Raw genomic sequence first — 25,919 nt, 5'->3', positions numbered from 1 at the left:
CTTTTGGCACGCTGTTGAGTTCTCAAGGAACGGTCGCTTCCTTTGTACTCACCCTCTCGGGCTTTCCTCCGGGCGCTTCCCTTCGGTGTTTCCAACTCTATCAGTGTTTTTCCGACTCTCTGACCACCCTCCTGCGGGCATGCAGAAGAGGACCCCGAGATAGGATCTGACAAGTTGGGTGCCGCCGGGCAAGGACGCCTGGTCGCGTCACTCAGCCTCAAGCAGGAGTACGACTGTACACGGAGCTGCGGAGCGTGCGCAAATCGCTTTGTGCTGTGCGCTAGGGCCGCCAACCAGGACCTGTCGCGCAGAACCGACACTCCCTGTGACATACCCTGCTCAACAGTGTGCCGTCCGGGACAGGCAGTGACGGCCCATATGAATCTCCACCCCTGGGAGGCTTCCCATGACCACCGTGACGTCCCCACTTGCAGGACGCGCCATCGGACTGGCGGCAGTGCCGGATCCGGTCTTCTCCGGGGCCATGGTCGGCCCGGGCACGGCGATCGACCCCGTACGTGAGCCTTCCGAGGCCGTCGCGCCCATGGACGGGGTCATCGTCTCGCTCCACCCGCACGCCTTCGTCGTCGTCGACGAGCAAGGACACGGCGTGCTCACCCACCTCGGCATCGACACCGTGCAGCTCAACGGCGAGGGATTCGAGCTGCTCGTGAACAAGGGCGACACCGTCACGCGCGGTCAGGGAGTAGTGCGCTGGAACCCGGCCGCCGTCGAGGCGGCCGGCAAGTCCCCGGTGTGCCCGATCGTGGCGCTGGAGGCCACGGCCGAGGCTCTCTCCGACCTCCGCGACGACGGTGATGTGAAGGCCGGCGACAGTCTCTTCCTCTGGAAGTGACGTCGGTGCCGTCATAGGACGGCGAGTACAGAAACAACCGCGGCGGCGGGACCCGCCGCACTATCGGAGACGGGTGAGATGGAGACAACGCTGCGAGGCGTCGGCGTGAGCCACGGAGTGGCGATCGGCGAGGTTCGGCACATGGGAACGGCGGTGCTGGAGCCGCCTGCCAAGCAAATAGCGGCAGACGAGGCGGAGCGTGAACAGGGGCGCGCCCGCAAAGCCGTGGAAGCTGTGGCGGCCGACCTCATCGCCCGGGGCAACCTGGCGGGAGGCGAAGCCCAGGCGGTACTCGAGGCGCAGGCCATGATGGCTCAGGACCCCGAGCTGATGTCTGATGTGGAACGGCGTATTGCCGTCGGCAGCACCGCCGAGCGTGCGGTGTACGACGCCTTCGCCGCGTACCGCGCGCTGCTGGCCGGCGCGGGCGACTACCTGGCGGGCCGGGTGGCCGACCTCGATGACGTGCGGAATCGTATCGTCGCTCGTTTGCTGGGGGTGCCGATGCCGGGCGTCCCGGACAGCGACGAGCCGTATGTTCTTATCGCACGTGACCTTGCGCCGGCCGACACGGCACTGCTGGACCCGACTTTGGTCCTCGGGTTCGTCACGGAGGAGGGCGGGCCGACCAGCCACAGCGCGATTCTGGCGCGGGCCCTCGGTGTGCCGGCCGTGGTGGCGCTGCCGGGGGCCGGTGAACTCGCCGAGGGCACGGTGATCGCCGTGGACGGCAGCACCGGTGAGATATTCGTGAACCCCAGCGAGGAGAAGAAGGCGCAGCTGGAGGCGGAGGCCGCCGAGCGCAAGGCCGCGCTGGCCGCCTCGACCGGGCCGGGTGCCACCTCCGACGGTCACAAGGTGCCGTTGCTGGCCAACGTCGGCGGTCCCGCGGACGTGCCCGCCGCCGTCGAGGCCGGGGCGGAGGGCGTCGGTCTCTTCCGTACCGAGTTCCTCTTCCTCGACGACAGCAAGAACGCACCGTCCGAGGAGAAGCAGGTCGCGGCCTATCGGCAGGTTCTTGAGGCTTTCCCCGAGGGGCGGGTCGTCGTGCGCGTGCTGGACGCGGGCGCGGACAAGCCGCTGGACTTCCTGACGCCGGCGGACGAGCCGAACCCGGCGCTGGGCGTGCGCGGTCTGCGGACGCTGCTCGACCACCCCGAGGTGTTGCGTACCCAGCTGGCAGCGCTGGCGAAGGCTGCGGAGGGGCTGCCGGTCTACCTTGAGGTCATGGCCCCGATGGTGGCGGACCGTGCCGATGCCAAGGCGTTCGCGGACGCGTGCCGTGCTGCCGGGCTGCGGGCGAAGTTCGGTGCGATGGTGGAGATCCCGTCGGCCGCGCTGCGGGCGCGCTCGATTCTGCAGGAGGTGGAGTTCCTGTCGCTGGGGACGAACGACCTCGCGCAGTACACCTTCGCCGCGGACCGCCAGGTGGGTGCGGTGTCCCGTCTGCAGGATCCTTGGCAGCCTGCTCTGCTCGACCTGGTCGCGCTGTCCGCGGAGGCCGCCAAGGCCGAGGGCAAGAGCTGTGGTGTCTGTGGTGAGGCTGCGTCCGACCCGCTGCTCGCGTGTGTGCTGGCCGGTCTGGGTGTCACCTCTCTCTCCATGGGTGCGGCGTCGATTCCCTATGTCCGGGCGACGCTGGCGAAGTACACGCTGGCGCAGTGCGAGCGTGCCGCGGCGGCCGCTCGGGCGGCGGACAGTGCTGAAGAGGCGCGCAGCGCGGCTCAGGCGGTGCTGTCCGGCGAGTAGTCGGGCCGGGCAGGCCATCGGTTGTCCGGGAGGGGCGCTCCACCTGCGGGTGGAGCGCCCCTCCCGTGTTCACGGGTGGTGGTGGCGCGGCTTCGGTTCTTCGTCCCCGAGGTCGGGTGGCTCGCAGTAGTCGACGTTCGACTCCGGGGAGATGAGGTCTCCGGATTCGGCGTCGGTGCAGTAGGCGTCGAAGACCTCTCCGGCTGTCAGGGGTTCGAGGCCATGTCCGCGCAGGCGCCAGCCGTAGATGCGGTCGGGGGTGCCGGGGGCGATGGTTCGCATGACGAGTCCCCCGGGGCTGTGGGCGGCGAGGCCGAGGGCCAGGACGGTGGTGAATTCGACAGCTTCGGCCTCGTCGAGTTGTGTGGTGCCGTCTGCGTCGTCGTCGGCGTGCAGGACGGAGACGAGGGTTTCCGGTGTTCCCGAGACGCTGCACACCAGATGCCGGTGCCCCGGTGGGGCGGTGTCGATGATGCGGGTGAGGAGGTCCGTGGCGCGGGCGAAAGCGGCGCGGGCGATGTCCTCGCCGCAGGAGGCGCAGGTGCCGAGGCGGGCCAGGAGGGTGGCCGCGTATTCCCAGGTGGCTTGTCGGACGGCTTCGTCGATGAGGGTAGGGAGGAGGTCGGTGAGGGGCTGGCCCTCGTAGGGCACGCTGGGGCCGGTGGCCGCGAGTTCGGCTGTGAACCGGGTGCGGTTTGCCGGGTTGTCCGGGTCGAGGCCCCGCTCCGAGCAGAATTCGGCGTACTCCTCCGGGTCGAAGAGGGCCACCGTGGTGTGGTTGCCCTGGGAGGCGCGGGACCTGAGGAGGGCCTCGACCTGTTCCAGGTAGGTTGCGTGGTCGTCGAAAGTGAAGCTGCGGTAGCGCCGCATGGCGCGGAAGTCGTGTTCGTCGGTCAGCAGGCCGATCGTGCCGGCGATTTCGCGGCGCAGGACGCGTCGCATGGTCTGGTGGTCGGTGTGCGCCATGTTTCCCCCTGTGCACAGTCGATCAATGCTCACTCACAGTAGTCGGTGGCACTGACAGTGGCGTCCGGGCGAGGCGGCCACGGACCAGGCGGTGCTGAACCATGCAGGTCAGGGCGATGAGGGCACCGAAGGCGGTCCAGCCGATGGGGCCGGTGGTGATGGCCGCGGTGACGGCGAGTGGTCCGATGCTGCGCTGGGCGGACTGGGCCAGGCCGTGGACGCCGAGGTAGGCGCCCTGCGCGGTGTCGGGGGCGAGCGCGAGGGAGAGTTCCCAGGAGACGGTCGCGTGGAGCATCTCGGCCATGGTGAAGGCGGTGGCCGCGGCCGCCAGGAGCAGCGTGGCGGCGACGGTGCCACCGGTCGCCGACAGGGCCATGGTGATGCCGCCCAGGGCGAAAGCGATCGAGAGCGGGATGAGGAGGGCGCGCGCGGCCGGCGTGGTGGCGCCGAACCGGGCCAGGGGGACTTGGAGGGCCACCACCATCACGTTGTTGAGGACCATGAGCAGGGGTGCGAGGCCGTGCGGCACGTTGCCTATGTGGGCGATCCACAGGGGCAGGCCGACCTTGAAGACGGCGTCGTCGAGGAAGAGGACGGCTTCCGTGGCGACATAGGCGAGGTAGGTGCGGTCGCGCCAGGGGTTCGACGGCTTCTGCGTCACCGCCGCGTCCTTGGATGTGGCGACGGTGCGGGAGGGGGACGGAGGTTCGCCGCAGCGCAGGGTCATGAGGGCGGAGCCGACGAAGGAGACGGCGTCGCCGACGAGGAGCCACTGGTACGCGGTGACGGTGCCGAGCGCGAGGGCTGCCGCGGCGGCGAGTCCGCCCAGGGCCCAGCCGGCGTTGGCGATCGTTCGGTGGACGGCCTGGTAGCGCACGCGGTCCGGTCCTGAGATGCGGGCGGCGTAGAGCTTGGTGAGCACACTCGACGCACGGTCGCCGAGGCTCCCGACGGCCGAGAAGGCGAGGAGCAGCGCGTAGTCGTCCGTCGTGAGCAGCGCGAAGGAGGCCAGGGCGCGCGCAAGTTGTACGGCGAGCAGGACGCGGGTGAGTGGTAACCGGTCGGCGATGCGGCCACCGAGGGGCGCGCCTGCGATTCCGACGGCTCCGGCGACGGCGGCGAGGGTGCCGACCTCGGCGACGGTGAGGTGGGCGACGTAGGTGAAGTAGAGGACGGAGACGGATGCCCACAGGCCGCTTCCGACACGGTCCACAAGGGCGATGGTGAGCATTCTGCGCCCGTCGCGTCCTCCGGGAAGGCGTTTCGACCATGCGGCTGCGCGGCGCACCGGATGCACTGGCTCCCCCTTGCCTGAAATTATGTACTGATACATAATGGCCAACGTGGCAATACAATATGGGATCAGTGGCACGACAGCCAAGGGGATTGCCGCGTCCGTCGAACGGGGCGTGGCCGAGGGGGCGTTGGGGCCCGGTGCGGCGCTCCCTCCGGTGCGACGGCTCGCGGACGACCTCGGGGTGAGTCCGGGTACGGTCGCCACGGCCTACAAGGAGCTACGGCAGCGCGGCATCGTGGTCACGCGCGGGCGTGGTGGAACCGTGGTGGCGCCGGCGCCCGCGGTGGCCTCGCGACGGCCACCCAAGGTGCCCGAGGGCTTGCGGGACCTGGCCGGCGGCCACCCCGACCCGCGGCTGCTCCCGGGCCTCGTACCCCCTTCGCGCCTCTCCCCCAGGGCGCGGTCGCACCGTGCGACGCCCAGGCTGGACCGGCTGGAGGGTGCCGTACGCGATTGGATGCGGCCCGACGGCGTCCCCGCCGAGCACGTGACCTTCGCGCACGGGGCGCTGGATCTGATCGGACGGCTGCTGTCCGTGGAGCTTAGGCCCGGCGACTCCGTCGCCATGGAGGACCCCGGTTATCACCATCTGCTCGATCTGGTCTCGGCCCTGGGGCTGCGCGCCGTTCCCGTCGCCGTGGACGACGAGGGCATGCTTCCCGAGTCCCTGCGCAGGGCGCTGGATGCGGGGGTGCGGGCCCTGGTGTGCAGTCCGCGGGCGCAGAATCCGTACGGCGGCTGTTTCTCCGAGGCGCGGCGGGACGCGCTCGTCGACGTGCTCCGGCGTGAGCCCGATGTTCTGGTCGTGGAGAACGACCATGTGTCCGATGTCGCCGATGCCCCCCTGTACACGATCACCGCGGGGGCACTGTCGCGGTGGGTTCACGTGCGGACGGTGAGCAAGTTCCTGGGGGCCGACCTGCGGTGGGCCGCGGCGGCCTGTGATCCGGTCACGCTGGCCCGGCATGACGGGCGGCTGCTGCTGACTTCTGGCTGGGTCAGCCATCTGCTTCAGGAGACGGTGTACGAGTTGCTGACCGACGACGGCACGCGCGCGTTGGTGGGGCGCGCCAAGGAGACGTACGCGCTGCGCCGGAAGGCGCTGCTCCGGGAGTTCGGTGAGCGTGGCATCGAGGCGCACGGGGCGAGTGGCATCAATGTGTGGGTGCCCGTTCGAGACGAGTCGGCCGTGGTGAACGGGCTGCGGTCGTACGGCTGGTGGATCGCTGCGGGGGCCCGGTTCCGGCTGTCGTCCGAGCCGGGCGTGCGGATCTCCGTGGCAGAGCTGGAGCCGCCCGACGCGACGCGACTGGCCTCGGATTTCGCCGCCGTGCTCGGCGAGTCCGAGGCCACCTATGGAGGCTGACCGGTCCCCAGGGGTGAGGTCAGGCGCGTTTGCGGGCGAGATCCTCGTAGAAGTGCAGCAGGTCGAGGTTGTCGATGGAGCCCGGGTTGACGGCCCTCTCCAGAGGGGTGCCCTGGAGGAGGCGTTTGACCGGGACCTCGATGCGCTTTCCGGTGAGGGTGTGCGGGATGCCGGGCACCTCGATGATCTCGTCGGGGATGTGGCGCGGTGAGAGCTGTTCGCGGATGGTCTGCTTGATGCGGCTCAGAAGGGCGTCGTCGAGGACTGCTCCGGGGGCCAGGTGGACGAACAGCGGCATCCAGTAGCCGCCGTCGGGTTGCTCGATGCCGATGACGAGGGACTCCTTGATCTCGGGGAGACGCTCGACGGCTTCATAGATGTCGGCCGACCCCATGCGCACGCCCTGGCGGTTGAGGGTGGAGTCGGAGCGGCCGTGGATGACGACGGAACCGCGTGAGGTGACGGTGATCCAGTCGCCGTGCCGCCACACGCCGGGATACGTGTCGAAGTAGCTGTCGTAGTAGCGGCTGCCGTCGGGGTCGTTCCAGAAGTGGATCGGCATCGACGGCATGGGGTTGGTGACCACGAGCTCACCTACCTCGTCGACCAGGGGCTTGCCGCTCGGGTCCCAGGACTGCAGGTCGGTGCCCAGACCGGGTGCCTGGAGCTCGCCGATGTACACCGGCAGGGTCGGTACGGCGCCCGCGAAGCAGGAACACACGTCCGTGCCGCCGCTGACGGAGGCGATCCACAGGTCGTCGCGGACCTCGTCGTGCAGCCAGCGGAAGCCGTCGGGCGGCAGCGGGGAACCGGTCGTGGCGACACACTGCACCCTGGACAGGTCGTGGTCGCGCCCGGGGTGTACGCCGGCCTTGCGGCAGGCCATGACGTACGCGGCCGAGGTGCCGAAGAGGGTGGCCCCGGTGCGTTCGGCGACCCGCCACTGGGCGCCCGTGTCCGGGTAGCCGGGGCTGCCGTCGTAGAGGACGATCGTCGTGCCGGTGAGCAGGCCGGAGACGAGGAAGTTCCACATCATCCAGCCGGTCGACGTGTACCAGAAGAAACGGTCCTCGGGGCCCAGGTCGCAGTGCAGGCCCAGCTGCTTGAGGTGCTCCACCAGGATGCCGCCCTGCGACTGGACGATGGCCTTGGGCAGGCCGGTCGTTCCCGAGGAGTAGAGCACCCACAGGGGGTGGTCGAAGGGCACCTGTTCGAAGACGGGCTCCGTGTCGGCGGCCGTCAGGGCCGACCACTCCAGGGCGCCTTCCGGTGCTTCGGTGCCGAGGAGGGGGATGTGGACGACGGCGCGCAGTGTGGGCAGCTCGCGGCGGAGTTCGGCGACGATGTCGCGGCGGTCGTGCTCCTTGCCGCCGTAGCGGTAGCCGTCGACCGTGATCAGTACGACCGGTTCGACCTGCTGGAAGCGGTCGAGGACGCTGCGGGCGCCGAAGTCGGGGGCGCAGGACGTCCAGACACCACCCACGGCGGCCGTGGCGAGGAGGGCGACGACGGCCTGCGGGATGTTCGGCAGATAGCCGCTGACGCGGTCTCCGGGGCGTACGCCGAGGGCACGCAGCTCGGCGGCCAGGGAGCCGACCTGGCGGCGCAGCTCCCCCCAGGTGACGGGGAGCGGCTGGTGGCTCTCGTCGACATACAGGAGGGCCGGTTCCTCCGAGCGGGTCGCGGTCGCGCGCAAGGCGTGCTCGGCGTAGTTGAGCGTGGCCCCGGGGAACCACTGGGCGCCGGGCATCGAGCGGTCGCCCAGCACGCGCGCGTAGGGGGTCGAAAACCGTACGCCGAACCATTCGGTGACGGCTTTCCAGAAGGTGTCCAGCTCGTCGACGGACCAGCGGTGCAGGGCCGCGTAGCCTCCCTGGGAGGGGGCACCGTGGTGCTCGGCGGCCCACGCCTGGAACCTGGTGATCTGTGCCTGGGCGATGCGCTGCGGATCTGGCTGCCAGAGCGGCTGCGGGTTCACGATCGACATGGGGCGGCTCCCGGACTGTGCGCGTCGTGTGCGTCCTCCGCGCACGGGCTGGGGTGTGCGCGTGACGCGGATGACACGGACGATGCCATGTGATCGACTTCTACACCAGGGTGCACCCCACACAGTCCGTGTCGTGAAGATGTGGTCCCAACACGGGTGAACGGAAGTTGAACGACACGCGCGCGTGCGCCGGTCAATGGCAGGGTGAGCAGCATGGACGGTCGTGACCTGGTGCGTTCGGTGAAGGCGGTCGGTTATACGGGGGCGGCCCAGGGGTTGCGCACCATACGGGCCGCATGGCGCAGGAGGCGTGCCGACGCCGTGGGACTGCCGCCGCGGGGCGCCGAGCGCGCTCGGGTGCCCGGGCCCGTGCAGTCGGTGGAGCCCGGCCCGGGCGGCGGCATCATCCGGTTCGGCCGCTCCGAGCTGCGGATTCTCGTCGCCGTGAACGGGGCCGTCTTCTGGGGCTGGGACGGGGCCGGTCCGGAGCCGTCCTACGCGCTGGCGGGTGACTGCCCGGAGCCGGACCCCCGGGCGGTGCTGGAGCCGGACAAGGACGGCGGCTGGCGCGTCGTGGCGGAGCGGGCGACGGTCGTCGTGTCGCGGCACGGCGCGGTGGAGGTGTGCACGCCCGGTGGCGTGACCCTGCGCCGTGATCTGCCGCCCCGGTGGTGGGAGCCGGTCGGCGGGGGCTCGGCTCGTTGGATGCAGCGGTCGGAGGTGGCTTCGGACGCACGGTTCTTCGGACTCGGGGGACGTGCCTCGGGCCCCCGGCTGCGGGACGGAACGTACCGCCTGTGGAACACCGACCCCGGTCTGGCCTTCGGACCCGCGGACGACCCGCTGTACATCACCATGCCGGTGCAGCTGGTGGTGGCCGACGCGGGCACGCATCTGGTGTTCCACGACAACTCGTGGGACGGCTCGGTGACGCTGCGGGAGGGCGAGGAGGGCGCTGGTTCCGGTCACGACCGGCCCGGTACGAGCGTGCTGCGGATGGATGGCGGTCCGCTGCGCTGCTGGATGATGGTGGGCACCCCCGCGCGCGTGCTGCTCGCCTGGGCCTCGCTCACGGGGGCGCCGGCACTGCCTCCCGCGTGGGCGCTCGGTCACCATCACGCCCGGTGGGGCTTCGGCAGCGAGCAGGAGGTGCGGCGGATCGTCACGGGATACCAGGAGCGCGGGCTGCCGCTCGACGCCCTGCACCTGGACATCGACCACTACGACGCCCACCAGGTGTTCACCGTCGACCAGGAGCGCTTCCCCAAGCTGCCCGTCCTTGCCGAGGAGCTGCGGCGGGACGGGATCCGGCTGGTGTCGATCATCGACCCGGCGGTCAGTTCGGCGCCCGACAACGCCGTGTACTCCAGCGGGACGGGCGAGGACGCGTTCGTACGCGACGCCCAGGGACGCGTCGTGCGGGGGGTTGTGTGGCCCGGGGACGCGGTGTTTCCGGACTTCACGCACGCGCGCGTGCGTGAGTGGTGGGGCGGTCTCTACGAGGAGCGGCTCGCGCAGGGGTTCTCGGGCTTCTGGCACGACATGAACGAGCCCACGTCCTTCACGGCCTTCGGGGAGTCGACGCTGCCGCGTTCCGCCCGGCACTCCCTGGACGGGCGGGGCGGTGACCACCGGGAGGCGCACAACGTGTACGGGCTGTGCATGGCGAGGGCGGGGTACGAAGGGCTGCGGAGAGTCGCTCCCGAGGAGCGCCCCTTCGTCTTCTCGCGCTCCGGGTGGGCCGGCATGCAGCGCTACGGCGGAACGTGGTCCGGTGACGTGGCCACGGGCTGGCCGGGCCTGCGGGCGTCCCTGGCGCTGGTTCTGGGGCTCGGGCTGTGCGGGGTGCCCTATTCGGGGCCGGACATCGGCGGCTTCGACGGGAGTCCGTCGCCCGAGCTGTACCTGCGGTGGTTCCAGCTGGGCGCGTACCTGCCGCTGTTCCGCACGCACGCGAGCCTGCGGGCGGGGCGCAGGGAACCCTGGGAGTTCGGTGCCGAGGTACTGGAGCACGCGCGCGTGGCGCTCGTCGAGCGGCGGCGGCTGCTGCCGTACTTCGTGACGCTGGCGCATCTCGCCCGGCGCACGGGCGCGCCCTATGTGCGGCCCCTGTGGTGGTCGGCGCCGGAGGACCGGATGCTGCGTGACTGCGAGGACGCCTTCCTCCTGGGTGACTGTCTCCTGGTGGCGCCGGTCCTCCACCCGGGCGCGGACCGGCGTGCGGTGCAGCTGCCGCGGGGACGCTGGTACGACACGAGCACGGAGCAGGTGTACGAGGGGCCTGCTCAGGTGCTCGTCGATGCCTCCTTGGCGCGGATTCCGGTGTTCGCGCGCGCGGGAGCCGTCGTCCCCGTGCGCGGGGACGACGGCGGGCTGGAGCTGGAGGTGTGGGCGCCTGCCCGGGGACGGACCGGGGGTGGACTGGTCGTACCCGACGCGGGGGACGGCTGGGACGAACCGGAGATCGAGCGTTACGTCGCCCGCTGGCAGGGCCGCCGCCTGGTCGTCGAGCGGGAGGGTGAGGACGGCGTCAGCGAGCCGTTGCACCCCGTGCGCGTGCGCGGGCTCGGCAAGCGCCAGGCTCAGACGTAACGGCCCTCGAACCAGGCCCGCGCGGCGAGCGTGTGCAGGGGGAAGGCGAGCTCCTGCGGCCTGCGCAGCAGGTGCCAGCCCTCCGTCTCGTCGGTGGCAGTGGACTGCGGGAGGCTCTCGGCCGGGCGCTCCGGGAGAAGGCCGAACAGCAGCAGATGCCCGTCGGGGGAGCTCATCGCGTCGACGAGCCGTACGTCGCGGCTCGGGGCGTCGATGCCTGTCTCTTCCCTGAGCTCGCGGACGACGGCCTGTCGCCAGTCCTCGCGGTCGTCGATGAAACCGCCGGGCAGTGCGGTGCCCCCGCGCGCGGGGCTCACGGTTCGGGTGATGACCACCAGGGCAGTGCCCTTCGTGTCGTACACGGGCTGGAGCGCGACCGCCACCGGCAGCGGATTGCGGTAGACCACGGCGCCGCACGCCGGGCAGGTGCGGGGCCAGCCGGAGACGCCCTCTCCATAGGGCGCTCCGCAGCTCGAACAGTGGGAGCCCGGAGCGGAGTTGGGGGTGAATGCTTCGGTTTCGGACACGCGGCGGACTGTATCCGATCAAAACAGGGACGTCTCCGGCAGGCTGTTCAGCGATTGCCGCGGAGGGATTTCGCGGACACGGGGAAGTCGAAGTAGGTGTCCGGGTAGGGCTCGGGCTTGTACGTGTAGTGCCACCACTCCTCGGCGAGGTTCACGAAGCCCAGCTCCTCAAGGGTGCTCTTGAGCAGTAGCCGGTTGGCGCGCTGTTCGCCCTGCACGCGCGGGTCCAGGGTGTGCGCGAGGGTGTCGAAACAGTCGAAGCCTGTGCCCATGTCGACGGAGTTGTCGGGGAAACGCTCCTCCTTGGGGGCGAAGCAGGGCACGAGGGATTCTCCGGGGTGGTACGGACGGGTCGGTTTCGCCGGCAGCCTCACGATCGTGAGGTCCATCGTCGAGCCGCGGCTGTGGCCGGATTTCTCCGCGATGTAACCGTCCGCGAACAGCCGGGTCTTGTCGACGTTCGGGTAGAACTCGGCCTTCATCGCCTGGTCGTCGAGGTCCTGTGCCCAGCGGACGAAGTGATCGACGGCGCGCTGGGGCCGGTAGCAGTCGTACACCTTGAGGGTGTAGCCCTTGCGCAGGAGCCTGACCTGGGCCTTGTGCAGTGCTTCGGCGGCGGGGCGGGTGAGGACGCAGATCGGCTGCGCGTAGCCGTCGATGCGCTCGCCCACGAAGTTGTGCGGGGTGAAGTAGCGCATCTCCTGCAGGATCGTTGGATCCACGCTGTGCAGCGTCACGAAGTCCTTCGGCGCCTTGGGCTCGCTGCTCGCCCGGGCCGTGGTGGTTGCGGCGGTCATGACGAGCAGGGCGGCGAGCACGGTGATCAGTCCGCGTACCGCGATGGAGAGTCGTGTCATGTCCCCTGCATCTACCAGGAGCCGTTCCGTCGGGGAAGTGATCGCTTGCAGTCCCCCCTCGATCGCGTGGGGGGATGGCGGGGCCGCTCTTCCGGTACTTCCGGATGCCCCTGCCCATCCGAGGTCGCGCGTGGCACACTCCTGACGTTCCGTCAGATACGGAGTCGGGGAGGGACGGTGGCACGTACACGCACGCCCGTGGTGGCAGGGTGGTTCGCCGGTGACGGGGACGACTTCAGGCTTCTCGGCACCCGTTGTTCGGCCTGCGCGTCGGTTTTCTTTCCGCGCGAGGACGGCTGTTGCCGCAACCCGGGATGTCCCGGGGGCGATCTGGAGGAGGTTCCGCTGTCGCGGCGGGGGCGCGTCTGGTCGTACACGGACAGTCGGTACCGGCCTCCGTCACCGTACGTGACCGATCCGGAACTTCCGTGGACACCGTACGCGTTGATCGCTGTGGAGCTGGAGTCCGAGCGGATCGTGGTGCTGGGGCAGGCTGCTCCCGGGGTCACCGTCGCCGATCTGACGGTGGGCATGGAAGTGGAGGTTGTGCCCGGCGTGCTCCATGAGGACGCGGAGACGACCTGGACGACCTGGCACTGGCGGCCGATGGGGGTGACGGCGTGACTCGTGACGTGGCGGTGCTCGGCGCGGGGATGCACCCCTGGGGCAAGTGGGGACACAGTTTCGTCGAGTACGGGACGGTGGCGGCCCGCGCGGCGCTCGCCGACGCCGGGCTGGACTGGCGGGACGTCGGTTCGATCGTCGGCGCGAACACGGTGCGTGGGGGCTATCCGGGCCATGTGGCCGGGGCGACGTTCGCGAAGGCACTGGGCTGGCAGGGGGCCCGGGTCGCGAGCGTGTACGCGGCGTGTGCGTCCGGGGCGCAGGCCATCGACACCGCACGGGCGCAGATCCTCTCGGGCCTCGCGGAGGTGGTGCTCGTGGTGGGCGCCGACGCGGCCCCCAAGGGCTTCTTCCGGCCCGCGGGCGGGGAGCGGCCCGACGATCCCGACTGGCTGCGCTTCCGCGTCCTCGGGGCGACCAATCCGGCGTACTTCGGTCTGTACGCGCGACGGCGTATGGCCGTGCACGGGGACACGCAGGAGGACTTCGCCCAGGTGAAGGTGAAGAACGCCGCCCTGGGAGCGCTGAACCCGTACGCGCGCTACCGCAGGCGGGTCACCGCGCAGGAGGTCGCTGCCTCCGCCGTGGTCGCCGATCCCCTGCGGCTGCTCGACATCTGCGCGACCTCGGACGGCGGTGCGGCGCTGGTACTCGCCGGCATGGACTTCGCACGGCGGCACGGGGCGGCGGAGCCGGTGCGGATCCGGGCGGTGTCCACGGTGACACCGCGGTACCCCAGCACAGTGCTGGACCTGCCGGACATCGGCACGGACTCCGCGGTCGGGGTGGAGCCCGCCACCGAGCCGTTCCGGGCATCGAACGCACGGGCTGCCTACGAGGAGGCGGGCATCGGACCGGAGGATCTGTCGCTGGCCGAGGTGTACGACCTGTCCACCGCCCTGGAGCTGCAGTGGTACGAGGACCTGGGGCTGTGCGGCGAGGGCCAGGCGGCGAAGCTGCTGCGGGAAGGCGTGACGAGCCTCGGCGGGCGCATACCCGTGAACACGAGCGGTGGGCTGGCCTCGTTCGGGGAGGCGGTCCCGGCACAGGCCATAGCCCAGGTCTGCGAGCTGACCTGGCAGCTGCGGGGTGCCGCAGGTGACCGGCAGGTCGCGGGCGCGAGGGTGGGCATCGCCGCGAACCAGGGTCTGTTCGGGCATGGATCGGCGGTGGTGGCGGTGCGGTGATCCTCTACGCGCTGTGATCGAGCCGGAATCCTGCGTCGGCGTCCGTGCGGCGGTGCGCAGGGAGACGCTGCTGCCGCTGTACGTCAACGTGTTCGCCGGGGCCCTCGCCGACCTCGGCGGGCTGGCTCCGCTGTACTACGCCGTGCGTGAGGCGGACAGCGGGCTCTGCCGGCCGGTCGCGCTGCTGCCCGACACCGCGTCCGCAGGGCAGGTACGGGCGCTGCTGACCGGTTCACAAGCACGGGCGGTGCGTGGGTGTCGTACGGCTCGCGGACCTCGTACGCGCACTGGCCGAGAGCCGGGTTGACGGGGCAGCGGCCCTCAATCCGCTGACACGGCTGCCGGGGTCGGACGCGATCACCGGCAAGGCGGACCGGCGGATCGCTTAGGGGCGGGCGTCCGCGCTGAGCTGGCTGGATGTAGACCACTTCAAGCAGGTCAACGACGGGGCCGGGGCGAAGGCGCTGCGCGGGGGCCGGCTGGGTGCTGGGCCGCGCGGGGATGCCGGGGCACGAGATGCGCCTCGGAGCGGAGACGGCGCCGGCGCCGGCGCCCGCAGGGGTGCGCGGTGGCGGAGCCGGGCGTGGGCTGAGCGGCTTGCGCCCCCTCCGTGGGTGCTGCGCAGCACCGGCGGCGGAACGGGCGGAGACGGAACGGTCCGGCCGGTCCTCGGCAGGTGCCACAGGCTCGCCGGCACGGGCTTCCGCGGGCTCAAATGATCATGGCTGATCCGCACCGAACCGAGCGGCCGCCCGCCCGGGTTCGGCTCGGCAGGCGCCGAGTGGCGGCCTGTGCGAACCTGGAGAAAAAGCGGCCGTCATCTGCTCCTCAACCGTTGGCGTCGGCAACCTTGACGCCCCCTGGGCGCCGGTGAACACTTCCGGTGTCAGTCGACATCGCCGTACATATTCGGCTTGTTCCAGCACTGCGCCGCACGGGCCCTCGTAGCGCCGAGGCCCTGCCACCCACGGGCGATTCGGCTGCGACGGCACGCTCGTCACGGACGCCGGGCGGGGCGCGGGTTCCTGCCATCGGCTGAAGTCGCCATGGGAAACGCACCCTGCACGAAGGACCGGGGCACATCGTCCCGGGCGGGGCCAAGGAGCCGCCATGACCAACGGAGACATATTCGTCGGCGAGATGATCGGTACGGCGATCCTGATCCTGTTCGGTGCCGGTGTCTGCGCCGCCGTCACCCTCAGATTCTCCAAAGCGCGGGCCGCCGGGTGGGTGGTAATCGCGTTCGGCTGGGGGTTCGGTGTGCTGGCGGGCGCATACACCTCCGCTCCCCTCTCCGGAGGGGTCATCAACCCGGCCGTCACCTTCGGCCTGGCCATCGACACCGGCGTGTGGAGCAAGGTCTGGGTCTATCTGCTGGGCCAGATCACCGGCGCCATGATCGGCGCCATACTGTGCTACCTCGTGTACTACGCCCAGTTCCAGGCCAACGTGCGGCAGACGGGCACCACGGAGGGCACGGTGGACGAGCCGGTCCCGACACTCGGCATCTTCTCCACGATCCCGGAGATCCGGAACCCGATCGCCAACCTGATCACCGAGACGCTCGCCACCATCGCCCTGGTGTTGCCCATCCTGGCCCTGGTCGGCGAGGACAAGCACGTCGCGGGCATCGGCATCGGTCGGATCCCGGGCGAGACCGGCATCTACGGATCCGGCATAGCGATCCTCCTGGTTTCCCTCCTGGTCGTCGGCATCGGCCTCTCCCTGGGTGGACCCACGGGCTATGCCATCAACCCGGCGCGCGACCTCGGTCCGCGCATCGTGCACTCTGTCCTGCCGATCCCGAACAAGGGCACATCCGACTGGGGCTACTCGTGGATTCCGGTCGTCGGTCCACTGGCCGGCGGAGTGCTAGGTGGCCTCATCTACAACGCAGCCTTCTGACCCAGCCCAAGGGGTAGCCATGACGGACAACGCCGAGAAGTACGTGGCAGCGATCGACCAGGGCACCACGTCGAGCCGCTGCATCATCTTCAATCAGGACGGTGCCATCGTCGCCGTCGACCAGCGCGAGCACCGCCAGATCTTCCCCAAGCCCGGCTGGGTGGAGCACGACGCCACCGAGATCTGGTCCAAGGTGCAGGCGGTGGTCGCCGGGGCGGTGGCCAAGGCCGGACTGCGCGCCGACCAGCTCAGCGCGCTGGGCATCACCAACCAACGCGAGACGACCCTCCTGTGGGACCGGGCCACGGGCAAGCCCGTGCACAACGCGGTGGTGTGGCAGGACACGCGCACGGCCGCGCTCTGCAACCAGCTGGGCGGTTCCGACGGACAGGACCGTTTCCGCGAGCAGACCGGGCTGCCGCTGGCCACCTACTTCTCCGGCCCCAAGGCGGCCTGGCTGCTGGACAACGTGCCCGACCTGAGGTCCCGTGCGGAGCGCGGTGAACTCGCCTTCGGCACGATCGACTCCTGGCTGATCTGGAACCTCACCGGCGGCACGGACGGCGGGCAGCACGTCACCGACGTGACCAACGCCGGCCGCACCATGCTGATGAACCTGGAGACCCTCCAGTGGGACTCCTCGATCCTCTCGGCGATGAACATTCCCGAGGCGGTGCTGCCCGAGATCAAGTCCTCGTCCGAGGTGTACGGCACCGCCGTCGGCCAGCTCGCAGGTGTGCCGGTCGCGTCCGCGCTGGGCGACCAGCAGGCGGCCGTGTTCGGGCAGGCCTGCTACGACGTGGGCACGGCCAAGAACACCTACGGCACGGGAAGCTTCTTGCTGCTCAACACCGGCAACCGGCCCGTGCCGTCGAAGAGCGGGCTGCTGACGACGATGGGGTACAAGATCGGCACTGAGGCGCCGGTCTACTGCCTGGAGGGGTCGATAGCCATCACGGGCGCGCTGGTCCAGTGGTTCCGCGACCAGCTCGGCATCATCAGTACCGCCGACGACATCGAACCCCTGGCGGCAAGCGTCGAGGACAACGGCGGTGCCTACATCGTGCCCGCGTTCTCCGGTCTGTTCGCGCCGTACTGGCGTTCCGACGCACGCGGTGTCGTCACCGGGCTCACCCGGTACGTCACCAAGGCGCACCTCGCGCGTGCGGTGCTGGAGGCGACGAGCTGGCAGACGCGCGAGGTCGTGGACGCCATGTTCCAGGATTCCGGTGTGCACATCACGACCCTGAAGGTCGACGGCGGCATGACCAAGAACAACCTGCTCATGCAGCACCAGGCGGATGTGCTCGACGTGCCGGTGGTCCGGCCCAAGGTCTCCGAGACGACCTGTCTGGGCGCCGCCTATGCGGCCGGGCTCGCCACCGGGGTGTGGAACGACCTCGACGAGCTCAAGGCGCACTGGCAGAAGGACGTCGAGTGGACGCCGGCCATGGACGCGTCGGTGCGCGACCGCGAGTACCACAACTGGAGGAAGGCCGTGGAGAGGAGCTTCGGCTGGGAGGAGGACGGCGACCGCTAGACGAGCCCGGTCAGACACACACTGAGTGGTGACGACCCGGCACGCGCGCGTGCGTGATGCCACGGGCCGCGGCCCGTACCCCGGTCGGCGGGGGTACGGGCCGTGCGCGTGCCCGAGACGCCGCGGTCAACCGCTTTCAGGAGGAGACGGTCTGGCGGCGGTCCGCCGCATGGGCCATGGCGTGCTGGACGACGCCGATGAGAACTTCCTTGACGGACTCCCGGTCGCGGGCATCGCACATCAGGACCGGTACGTCGGCATCGAGGTCGAGGGCCTGGCGGACGTCCTCCGTCGGGTACCGGGCGGCACCCTCGAAGCAGTTGACACCGACGACGAAGGGTATGGAACGCCGCTCGAAATAGTCGACGGCGGCGAAGCAGTCCTCAAGGCGACGGGTGTCGGCGAGCACGACGGCGCCGAGCGCGCCCTCGGAGAGCTCGTCCCACATGAACCAGAACCGCTCCTGCCCGGGTGTGCCGAACAGGTACAGCACAAGGTCCTCGCGCAGCGTGATGCGCCCGAAGTCCATCGCCACGGTGGTGGTGTGCTTGCCCTCCACACCGCTGATGTCATCGACCGGGCGCCCGGCTTCGGTGAGCAGTTCCTCGGTGCGCAGCGGCCTGATCTCGCTGACCGCGCCGACGAGGGTGGTTTTGCCCACTCCGAAGCCGCCGGCCACGAGGATCTTGAGCGTGACGGGCTCGACCGGGGGCTTGCCGCGCTCAGAACGCCCGAAGATCATCGATCTCTTCTCCTGCTTGATGGGGGTCGGGCGACGGCGGACCGTAGCCTCCGCCGCCGGGGGTTTCGATGACGAGTACATCGCCTGGGCCGACGTCCGCCGTATCGCTGCCGGCGAGCTGGAGGACCGTTCCGTCCGCACGCTCCACCCGGTTGGCGCCCAGCGCGCCGGGCTCGCCGCCCGCCATACCGTACGGGGGCACCCGGCGGTGCTGGGACAGGGTGGAGACGGTCATGGGCTCCAGGAAGCGGATGCGGCGCACGGCGCCGTCCCCGCCGCGCCAGCGCCCTGCTCCACCGCTGCCGCGCCGGACGGCGAACTCCTCCAGCCGGACGGGCAGCCGCCACTCCAGTACCTCGGGGTCGGTGAGGCGCGAGTTGGTCATGTGGGTCTGGACGACCGGTGCGCCGGGGAAGCCGTCGCCGGCACCGGATCCTGAGGCGACGGTCTCGTAGTACTGGTGGCGTTCGTTGCCGAAGGTGACGTTGTTCATGGTCCCGGAGCCCTCGGCCTGGACACCGAGCGCGGCGTACAGGGCGCCGGTGATGGCCTGGGAGGTCTCCACGTTGCCGGCGACCACGGCTGCGGGCGCCTCGGGCGCGAGCATGGACCCCGGCGGCACGATGATCCGCAGGGGGCGCAGGCAGCCGTCGTTGAGCGGGATGTCGTCGGCGACCAGGGTGCGGAAGACGTACAGGACGGCCGCGTTGACGACCGAGAACGGGGCGTTGAAGTTGGTCGTCAGCTGCGGTGACGTGCCCGTGAAGTCGATCGTCGCGGACCGTTTGTCGCGGTCCACGCGGACGCGTACGCGGATGACGGCGCCGGAGTCGGTCTCGTAGGCGTACTCACCGTCGTCCAGCGCGTCGATGACCCGGCGGACGGCCTCCTCGGCGTTGTCCTGGACGTGCTTCATGTACGCCTGGACGACGTCGAGACCGAAGTCGTCGATCATCCGGCCGACCTCGTCGACGCCCTTCCGGTTCGCGGCGATCTGGGCGCGCAGGTCGGCGAGGTTCGTCTTCGGGTTGCGTGAGGGACAGGGCGCCTCGGTCAGCAGGCGGAGCGTCTCCTCGTCGCGGAAGCGGTCGTTCTCCGCGAGCAGCCAGTTGTCGAAGAGGACGCCCTCCTCCTCGATGGTGCGGCTGTTCGCGGGCATGGAGCCAGGGGCAATGCCGCCGATCTCGGCGTGGTGGCCGCGGGAGGCGACGTAGAACAGGATGCGGTCACCCTCCGTGTCCCCTTGGTCGAACACGGGGGTGATGACGGTGACGTCGGGCAGGTGGGTGCCGCCGTGGTACGGGTCATTGACCGCATACGTGTCTCCCGGCCGCATCCGGGAGCCGCGCCGCCGGATGACCTCCTTGACGCTGGTGCCCATGGAACCCAGGTGGACGGGGATGTGGGGGGCGTTGGCCACCAGGTTTCCGTCCGGGTCGAAGAGGGCGCAGGAGAAGTCCAGGCGCTCCTTGATGTTGACGGACTGGGCGGTGGACTCCAGGCGAGCGCCCATCTGCTCGGCGATGGACATGAAGAGGTTGTTGAAGACCTCAAGGAGGACCGGATCGACTTTCGTGTCGAGATCGGAACTCTCCGTAATCGCCACGCGTTCCATGACCAGATGCCCGTCGTCGGTCGCCGCGGCCCGCCAGCCGTCGTCGACGACGGTCGTCGCACTGGACTCGGTGATGATCGCGGGGCCGGTGACGGTCTCGCCGGGGGGCAGGTCCTCTCGGCGGTGGAGGGGTACGTCGCGCCAGGCGCCGCCCGTGTGGAGACGGATGGTCTCCGGGGCGGCCGCGTGGCTTTCGAGGGTGCCTTCGTAGGGAGCGAGGGCGGAGAGATCGGGGGGTTCTGTGATGCCGGTGGCTTCGACGGAGAGGGCTTCGACGACGATCGGGCGGTCGAGCGTGAAGGAGTACGTGGCGCGATGACGTTCTTCGAAGGCTCGACGCATGGTGTCGGGGTCGGTCAGCTCGACGGTGAGGGTGGTGTCGGTGCCGTCGTAGCGAAGCTGGGCGCGGCGGGTGACCTGGACGTTGCGCTCCGGGACGTCCTCGGCGAGGAGTTCGGCGCGGGCGGCGCCCTCCAGGTCGTCGCCGGTCTTGAGGACGGCGGGCATCGCGGCCGGCTCCAGGGGTGCCTCGACGGACTGCTCGCGCATCGCCGTGGTGTCGGCGAGGCCGATGCCGAGTGCGGAGAGGACACCGGCCATAGGGGGCACGAGGACGGTGCGGATGCCGAGCGAGTCGGCGACCATGCAGGCGTGCTGGCCGCCCGCACCTCCGAAGGTGGTGAGGGCGTACCGGGTGATGTCGTGGCCCTTCTGGACGGAGATCCGCTTCACGGCGTTGGCGATGTTGGCGACCGCGATCCGCAGGTAGCCCTCGGCCACCTGCTCGGGGGTGCGGTCGTCGCCGGTCTGCTCACGGATCTCGCGCGCGAGGGCGCTGAAGCGGTCGCGGACGAGCTGCTCGTCGAGGGGCTGGTCGCCGTCGGGACCGAACACCTTGGGGAAGTGGGCGGGCTGGATCCGGCCGAGCATGACGTTGGCGTCGGTGACGGCGAGCGGGCCGCCGCCGCGGTAGCAGGCGGGTCCCGGGTCCGCACCCGCCGAGTCCGGCCCTACGCGGTAGCGGGAGCCGTCGAAATGGAGGACCGAGCCGCCGCCGGCCGCCACGGTGTGGATGTCCAGCATGGGCGCGCGCAGCCTTACGCCCGCGATCTGGGTGGTGAAGACGCGTTCGTAGTCGCCGGCGAAGTGCGAGACGTCGGTGGAGGTACCGCCCATGTCGAAGCCGATGACGCGGTCGAAACCGGCGAGCTGCGACATGCGGGCCATGCCGACGATGCCTCCGGCGGGACCCGACAGAATGGCGTCCTTGCCGCGGAACTGCCCGGCTTCGGCCAGGCCGCCGTTGGACTGCATGAACATCAGTCGCACGCCTCGCAGCTCATCGCCGACGTGCTGGACGTAGCGGCGCAGCACGGGCGACAGGTAGGCGTCGACGACGGCGGTGTCTCCACGCGGGACAAGCTTCATCAGCGGGCTGACCTCGCTGGACAGCGAGATCTGCAGGAAGCCGACGCGAGCGGCCAGCTCCCCGACGGCTTGTTCGTGAGCGGGGTGGAGGTGGCTGTGCAGACAGACCACGGCGACGGCACGGATGCCGTCGTCGTAGGCCTGCTGGAGGGGCCCGGCAAGGGCGTCCAGATCGGGGGCGCGCAGGACGGTGCCGTCGGCGGCGATGCGCTCGTCCACCTCGACGACCCGTTCGTACAGCAGCTCGGGCAGGTCGATGCGGCGGGCGAAGATGCGGGGGCGGTTCTGGTAGGCGATACGCAGGGCGTCACGGAAGCCGCGGGTGACGACCAGCAAGGTCCGCTCGCCCTTGCGCTCCAGGAGGGCGTTGGTGGCGACCGTCGTCCCCATCCGGACGGCCTCCACGGGCTCGCGGGAGCCGTCCAGCAGGGCACGGACGGCCGCGACCGCCGCGTCGGAGTAACGGGCCGGATTGTCCGACAGCAGCTTGTGGGTGAGCAGGCGACCGTCCGGGCGCCGCGCGACGACGTCGGTGAACGTGCCGCCTCGGTCGACCCAGAACTGCCAGCCTGTCACGTCACTACCTCGCTTCCGCGCCGTTCACAGCGCCCGGAGGCCGTTGATCACGTCGCGCAGAATACTTTCGTCCGGCAGTTCGGCCGGGGGCACGGGCCGGTTCACGTGGACCAGTTCAGCGTCCACCAGATCCCCGATGAGGACCCGTACCACTCCGATCGGCAGGTCGAGTTCGGCGGCGAGTTCGGCGACCGACTGCGGGGTGTCACGGCACAGGTCGACGATGTCCACGTGCTCGGGGGACAGCGTCGAGTCCGCTTCCGGGTCGTCCGCGTGGGGTTCCGTGACGACCACCGCGATCAGGTCGAGGCGGTGCTGGCCCGCACTGGTGGTGCGGCCGCGCGTCATGGCGTACGGACGGACGACCGGTCCGGCTTCGTCGTCGAACCAGTGGCTTCTTCCCTGACCATCTGCGCTCATGTCATCCCACTACCCGCCCGAGGGCAGATCGGTGCGCGGGGCGGTGCCCAGATGCACACCTACCCGCTTCACGAGGAGAGTCATCTCGTAGGCGACCTGCCCGACGTCCGAGTCGGCGTCCGACAGGACGGCCAGGCAGCTGCCGTCACCGGCGGCCGTCACGAACAGGAAAGCGTCGTCGAGCTCTACGACCGTCTGCCGTACGTTGCCCGCCTCGAAATGGCGGCCCACGCCCTTGGCGAGACTGTGGAACCCGGAGGCGACGGCGGCCAGGTGCTCGCTGTCCTCCCGGGTCAGGTCCTTGGACGCTCCCGTCGCCAAACCGTCTCCGGAGAGCACGACGGCCTTGCGGATGCTCGCGACGCGGTCCACAAGGTCGTCGAGGAGCCAGTTCAGCTCCCCGACCCTGGTCGCGGTGTGGCCGGTCGGCTTCGGTGCGGTCATCGACCGTCCCCCTTTGTCGTTCGTTGTGGTGCTGTGCCGCTGTGGGCGTCGTCGCCCGCGGCGTTCTCCTCACGGCCACGCTGCCAGCCACGCTGGAGTGAGGCCATGCGGCTCCGTACTTCGTCGGCGTCCCGTTCGGCGAGGCCGGCTCGGCCCTCAGCGCTCCGCTCGGAGCTCTGCTTCAGCTGGGGCGCCAGGTTGGCCTGCCGCACGCGCCGGGGCAGCGGCCGAGTACCCGAACCGGTGGGGCCGGTACCGGAGCCGGTCTCCCGCTGCCCGGGGCCGGGAGGCCTGGCGGGGCTGTCCGGGACGCTCGACGCGATCTCGGCACGCCGGGTCCGCCGGGGCAGGGCCGACGGCTCCGATGCCTCGCCGAGGCTTCCGCCCCGGGCTCCCGGGGATTCGTCACCGCCGCGCCGAGCCGGAAGCGAGGGGCCGGACTCGGGTTCCGGCCTGCTCGGATCGCGCCCGGTCATGGGCTCCTGGCCACGACGGCGGAGCGGCAGCGAAGGCATTGCCTCCGGCTCCGGCCGGCTCGTGCCCGCCGACGGCTCGTCGTCCGTCCGCTCCCGCCGGGTCCGCTCGGCAACCGGGCGTCCGTGGGAGCTGACCAGCTTGGGGGTGCGGCGGCGGGGCAGCGGCACCGGGGCGCTCAGGTGCTCCTCCGGATCGGCCGGATCGGGCCCGCCGCGGGCTTCGGCGGTCCGGTGCTGCTGCTCGCCGTGGCGGACCGTCGGCTCCTCCTCCGCGTGGGTGAGGGCACGCCCCGGGCGGAACAGGCCGCCGCGTTCGCTGTCCTCGTCGTCCAGCACGTCCGGGAAGTCCGCGATGGAGTCGAGGTCGACCGGGGCCTCCAGCTCGACCGGGCCGTCCAGGAGCGAGCCGGGCAGCTGGACGGGCGCCTGGGAGAGGGCGGGACGGCGGGTCTTCTCCGGCTCGATCGCCTGGGAGCGCTGGGGACGGTCGAGGCGGAAACCGATGCCGTTGGTGTCCGGGGCGTCGTCGGTCAGCAGCGCGTCGGGGATGAAGACGACGGCGGTGGTGCCGCCGTACGGGGACGGTTGCAGGGAGACCCGGACGTTCTGCCGCTGGGCGAGCCGGCTGACCACGAACAGGCCGAGCCGGTCGGTGTCGGACAGCTCGAACTCCGGCGTCTCGGCGAGCCGCAGGTTCGCGTCCAGCAGGGCGTCGGCCGCCATGCCCAGGCCGCGGTCGTGGATCTCCAGGGTGAAGCCGTTGGCGACCCGCTCGCCCAGGACCTGGACCGCGGTGTGCGGAGGGGAGAACACCGTGGCGTTCTCCAGGAGTTCAGCCACGAGATGGGTGAGGTCCGCGACCGCCGGGCCGGTCACGGCGATACGGGGCAGACGCCGGACTTCGATGCGTTCGTAGTCCTCGACCTCGGCGACGGCGGCGCGCACCACGTCCATGAGCTGGACGGGTTTGCGCCACTGGCGGGAAGGTGCGGCGCCGGAGAGGATCACCAGGCCCTCGGCGTGCCGGCGCATGCGGGTGGTGAGGTGGTCCAGGCGGAACAGGTCGGCGAGTTCCTCGGTGTCCTCGGTCCTGCGTTCCATGGTGTCGAGCAGGGTGAGCTGCTTGTGGAGCAGGACCTGGCTGCGCCGGGCGAGGTTGACGAAGACCTCGGAGACGCCGGCACGGAGTTCGGCCTGTTTGACGGCGGCTTCGACGGCGGCGCGCTGCAGGGTGTTGAGGGCCTGGCCGACGTCACCGATCTCGTTCTTGTCGTACTCCAGGCGCGGGACCTCGGTTTCCACGTCGACCTGCTCGCCCGCGGAGAGACGGCGCATGACGCTGGGCAGTCGGACACCGGACGCCTCGTGGGCCTCAAGACGCAGCTGTCGCAGGTCGCGGATGAGGCCACGGCCGATGCGCACGGACAGGAAGAGGGAGAACAGCACGGCGATCAGACCGAGGACGCCGACGACGGACGCCTTGACGATGACGTCGATCGCCTCCGGTTGGACGCGGTCCTGGTAGCGGTCGCCCGCCTCATCGTTGAGTGTGGCGAGTTCGTCGAGCACCCTTCCGGCGGCGGTGTCCCAGCTCTTGGCGGTCACGGCGCGCGGTGTGCCGGGCTCGGAGGAGACGACAGCCTGCTCGGCCGAGCGCAGCGGGGCGGCGGTGGCGTTCTTCCAGAACCGGTCGTAACGCTCCCGTTCCGCCGATGGCAGGACCGGCAGGCTGACCTCGTACATCAGGGTCCGCTGAGCGACGAGGTCGGAGACCTCGCGGATCTCCTCGCGGGAGAGCTTCCCGACCACGAGGGCGGAGCCGAGGAGGGCGTCCTCGCGGGAGAGCAGTTCGCGGGCGCGGGTGAGGTTGACGAGGGCGCGGGCCTGCTTGTCCATCTCCACGCTGTCAATGCCGTCGAGGGACGCCAGCAGCACGTAACACGGGTCGACGAGACGGTTGTACTGGCTGAAGGCCTGGGCCCTGGTCGCCGAGCCGTCCTCGACACTGCGGCGCAGCGCGTCGATGCCGTCGAGTGCCTCCAGGACCGCGGTGAGGTGTGCGTCGTCGTCCGTGTCCATCGCGTCACGGACGTCGGGGCTCTTTGCGCTCTTGACGATCTTGGCGACGGCGGCGTCGGTGGCGGTCCGGGTGGTGCGGAGAGCGGACAGCGCATCCGACGCCCGCGGGTCGGCGAGGTAGACGAGTGTCTGACGGCGCTCCTGCTGCAGCGCGCGGACGACGTCCTCGGTGGGGTAGCCGACCTTCTCCACGACGGACGACACGTTGAACAGCTGGGCCACTTCACGTCCTGTGAGCACCGTGGCGAAGCCCCAGATCGCTGCCAGGGACACCAGCGGCACGAGAAGCAGCGCCACGATCTTCCGGCGGATCGACTTCCCGCGAAAGCGCATGGCCTCCCCCAGCTCGACCCCCACCGGCAGGGGGTGCATGTGCGTCAACAAACGCCCGCGAGCCTACTACCGACGCGCAGTTAACTCGAAGGCGAGTCCGGAGGCTGAACTGCAGTGCCGACGTCAAGACATGGCGAGTTGTCCGGTCATGGGAGGAGATTGCCTCCCCAAAACCGGCGATGCCGCGGGAACCGATCTGTCCGGCGAGCCTGGCCGGTTGGCCAGATTTTTTCGTTTTCTTGGGAATCTTGAGTCTGCGTCATTCGTCTTTCCCTACGGGAAACGGGGGCGGAGTCGGCCACAGGAGCCGCGTCCCGCATCCAGGCGGCGTAAAACAGCGCAAGCCGGGCAGC

General features: G+C 70.3%; 19 protein-coding genes. 9 read left to right on the top strand and 10 right to left on the bottom strand.

The annotated features are described in order from the left end of the window. The first annotated feature begins 406 nt into the window (after nt 1–406). Together NW895_RS15040 and ptsP are read left to right on the top strand one after the other, a co-directional pair. Nucleotides 407–856: a PTS glucose transporter subunit IIA gene (locus NW895_RS15040; protein WP_289936002.1), complete on the top strand. Its 450-nt coding sequence runs from the start codon at nt 407–409 to the stop codon at nt 854–856. 78 nt (nt 857–934) lie between these two features. Then, entirely contained in the window at nt 935–2,605 is a 1,671-nt protein-coding gene (ptsP, locus tag NW895_RS15035) for a phosphoenolpyruvate--protein phosphotransferase (protein ID WP_289936001.1), read from the top strand. A 69-nt stretch (nt 2,606–2,674) separates the two neighbouring features. On the opposite strand, the gene NW895_RS15030 is transcribed toward ptsP, so the two are convergent. After that, on the bottom strand, nt 2,675–3,571 hold the full coding sequence (locus NW895_RS15030) for a hypothetical protein (RefSeq protein WP_289936000.1): 897 nt from the start codon (nt 3,569–3,571) through the stop codon (nt 2,675–2,677). A gap of 22 nt (nt 3,572–3,593) precedes the next feature. Beyond that, entirely contained in the window at nt 3,594–4,784 is a 1,191-nt protein-coding gene (locus NW895_RS15025) for an MFS transporter (RefSeq protein ID WP_289935999.1), read from the bottom strand. 130 nt (nt 4,785–4,914) lie between these two features. Here NW895_RS15025 and NW895_RS15020 point away from each other — a divergent pair, with 130 nt between their 5' ends. After that, nucleotides 4,915–6,234, top strand: a complete 1,320-nt coding sequence (locus tag NW895_RS15020) for an aminotransferase class I/II-fold pyridoxal phosphate-dependent enzyme (RefSeq protein ID WP_289935998.1) — start codon at nt 4,915–4,917, stop codon at nt 6,232–6,234. Between the two features lie 19 nt (nt 6,235–6,253). Here NW895_RS15020 and NW895_RS15015 read toward each other — a convergent pair whose 3' ends face one another. Beyond that, nucleotides 6,254–8,221, bottom strand: coding sequence for an acetoacetate--CoA ligase (locus NW895_RS15015; protein ID WP_289935997.1), 1,968 nt, complete (start codon nt 8,219–8,221; stop codon nt 6,254–6,256). A gap of 213 nt (nt 8,222–8,434) precedes the next feature. Between NW895_RS15015 and NW895_RS15010 the strand changes: the two genes are divergently transcribed. Further along, entirely contained in the window at nt 8,435–10,813 is a 2,379-nt protein-coding gene (locus NW895_RS15010; RefSeq protein WP_289935996.1) for a glycoside hydrolase family 31 protein, read from the top strand. Here the strand turns inward: NW895_RS15010 and NW895_RS15005 are convergent. Together NW895_RS15005 and NW895_RS15000 are read right to left on the bottom strand one after the other, a co-directional pair. Next, entirely contained in the window at nt 10,804–11,340 is a 537-nt protein-coding gene (locus NW895_RS15005; protein ID WP_289935995.1) for an NUDIX domain-containing protein, read from the bottom strand. The genes NW895_RS15010 and NW895_RS15005 overlap by 10 nt on opposite strands. Nucleotides 11,341–11,387: 47 nt before the next feature. Next, nucleotides 11,388–12,197, bottom strand: coding sequence for a M15 family metallopeptidase (locus tag NW895_RS15000; RefSeq protein WP_289935994.1), 810 nt, complete (start codon nt 12,195–12,197; stop codon nt 11,388–11,390). A 198-nt stretch (nt 12,198–12,395) separates the two neighbouring features. Between NW895_RS15000 and NW895_RS14995 the strand changes: the two genes are divergently transcribed. The 5 genes from NW895_RS14995 to glpK all read left to right on the top strand — a co-directional run bounded on the left by NW895_RS14995 (nt 12,396) and on the right by glpK (nt 17,453). After that, nucleotides 12,396–12,821 carry a zinc ribbon domain-containing protein gene (locus NW895_RS14995; protein WP_289936024.1) on the top strand — a complete coding sequence of 142 codons (426 nt, stop codon included), beginning with the start codon at nt 12,396–12,398 and terminating at the stop codon, nt 12,819–12,821. Continuing rightward, nucleotides 12,818–14,008, top strand: coding sequence for a lipid-transfer protein (locus NW895_RS14990; RefSeq protein ID WP_289935993.1), 1,191 nt, complete (start codon nt 12,818–12,820; stop codon nt 14,006–14,008). The genes NW895_RS14995 and NW895_RS14990 overlap by 4 nt, the downstream gene beginning before the upstream one ends. A 13-nt stretch (nt 14,009–14,021) precedes the next feature. Continuing rightward, a complete protein-coding gene (locus NW895_RS14985; RefSeq protein ID WP_289935992.1) occupies nt 14,022–14,315 on the top strand; it encodes a hypothetical protein in 294 nt (97 codons plus the stop codon). Nucleotides 14,316–15,118: 803 nt separating this feature from the next. Beyond that, nucleotides 15,119–15,913: an MIP/aquaporin family protein gene (locus NW895_RS14980; protein ID WP_289935991.1), complete on the top strand. Its 795-nt coding sequence runs from the start codon at nt 15,119–15,121 to the stop codon at nt 15,911–15,913. A gap of 19 nt (nt 15,914–15,932) precedes the next feature. Beyond that, the gene (glpK, locus tag NW895_RS14975; RefSeq protein WP_289935990.1) at nt 15,933–17,453 is read left to right on the top strand and encodes a glycerol kinase GlpK; all 1,521 of its coding nucleotides are present in this window, start codon (nt 15,933–15,935) and stop codon (nt 17,451–17,453) included. A gap of 136 nt (nt 17,454–17,589) precedes the next feature. Here the strand turns inward: glpK and NW895_RS14970 are convergent, their stop codons facing one another. The 5 genes from NW895_RS14970 to NW895_RS14950 are packed head-to-tail and all read right to left on the bottom strand — an operon-like array spanning nt 17,590 to nt 25,566. Next, nucleotides 17,590–18,195, bottom strand: a complete 606-nt coding sequence (locus NW895_RS14970) for an ATP/GTP-binding protein (protein WP_289935989.1) — start codon at nt 18,193–18,195, stop codon at nt 17,590–17,592. Continuing rightward, nucleotides 18,176–21,814: a hydantoinase B/oxoprolinase family protein gene (locus NW895_RS14965; RefSeq protein WP_289935988.1), complete on the bottom strand. Its 3,639-nt coding sequence runs from the start codon at nt 21,812–21,814 to the stop codon at nt 18,176–18,178. Before NW895_RS14965 ends, NW895_RS14970 begins: the two co-directional genes overlap by 20 nt. A 24-nt stretch (nt 21,815–21,838) precedes the next feature. Next, nucleotides 21,839–22,234, bottom strand: coding sequence for a DUF742 domain-containing protein (locus NW895_RS14960; RefSeq protein WP_289935987.1), 396 nt, complete (start codon nt 22,232–22,234; stop codon nt 21,839–21,841). Between the two features lie 9 nt (nt 22,235–22,243). After that, on the bottom strand, nt 22,244–22,678 hold the full coding sequence (locus NW895_RS14955; protein ID WP_289935986.1) for a roadblock/LC7 domain-containing protein: 435 nt from the start codon (nt 22,676–22,678) through the stop codon (nt 22,244–22,246). Then, a complete protein-coding gene (locus NW895_RS14950) occupies nt 22,675–25,566 on the bottom strand; it encodes a nitrate- and nitrite sensing domain-containing protein (RefSeq protein ID WP_289936023.1) in 2,892 nt (963 codons plus the stop codon). Before NW895_RS14950 ends, NW895_RS14955 begins: the two co-directional genes overlap by 4 nt. Nucleotides 25,567–25,919 lie beyond the last annotated feature (353 nt).

It is taken from the genome of Streptomyces sp. S.PNR 29 (genome assembly GCF_030386795.1).
Lineage (GTDB): Bacteria > Actinomycetota > Actinomycetes > Streptomycetales > Streptomycetaceae > Streptomyces.
The sequence above is the reverse complement of the archived record's forward strand: the minus strand, read 5'-3'. Positions and strand labels throughout refer to the sequence as shown.